This window comes from Candidatus Symbiothrix dinenymphae, assembly GCF_001431085.1.
The window spans coordinates 1-920 of sequence record NZ_BBRU01000092.1 but is presented as its reverse complement, the minus strand read 5'-3'; the positions used below and the strand labels follow the sequence as shown (position 1 = coordinate 920).

Below are 920 nucleotides of genomic sequence, written 5' to 3'. Positions count from 1 at the left end.
CCGAAAGAGAAGATTGCAGAGATTGTAAATGTCTCTGCCAGTACAGTTTACAGGGAGATTGAGCGCAATAAAGGCACGCGCAAGTATACCCCTATCCATGCCCAAATGTTGGCTGATGAACGCAAAGAACGCTACACCCGCAAGCGAACGTTTTCGGCGGCGGTCGAGCGGCAAGTAAAAAAAAGGCTCGAAGAAGACCAATGGTCGCCCGAACAAATTGTCGGCTATTGCAAATTAAAAGCGATTCCAATGGTTTCTCACGAACGCATTTATCAACATGTTCGTGCCGACAAAGCCGCTGGAGGCACTCTTTGGACACATTTGCGCCACAGAGGAAAACATCGCAAGCGACCCGTTGGTGGTGGAAAAAAGGTGGTTATCAAAAATAAAATTTCCATCGATGAACGTCCGGATGTCATCAATCTCCGCAAACGTTTGGGAGACTGGGAAATAGATACGATTATCGGAAAAGACGGCAAAGGGGCTATCCTTACCCTCACCGAAAGGCTCACAAGCTTCTTGATGATGGAAAAATTGCCCGAAGGAAAAGCTGCTCTCCCGTTGGCAAAAGTTGTCCACAAACTGCTGGTGGCTTACAAAAAAAACACCCACTCCATCACCGCCGACAATGGGACAGAGTTCGCAGAACACGAATATATCGCTAAAAAACTCGATCTGGACTTCTTTTTTGCACACCCATACTCCTCGTGGGAGCGAGGTCTGAATGAAAATACTAACGGATTAATTCGACAATATATTCCTAAAGGAACTGATTTTGATGACTACTCTCATGATTATATTAAACTGATACAGAGCAAGATAAATAGCCGACCCAGAGAAAAACTCGGCTTTAAATCTCCAACTGAAGTTTTTTATCTATCTTTGTAGAAATTTTGTCGCACTTAGAAGTTGAATCTGCG

Annotated in this window: 1 protein-coding gene; it reads left to right on the top strand. The window is 44.5% G+C overall.

The genetic code is table 11. The features are described 5' to 3' along the window. Positions 1-888: IS30 family transposase (locus ASC50_RS01460; RefSeq protein ID WP_082592025.1), on the top strand; the 888-nt coding region annotated here is incomplete at its 5' end. Positions 889-920 lie beyond the last annotated feature (32 nt).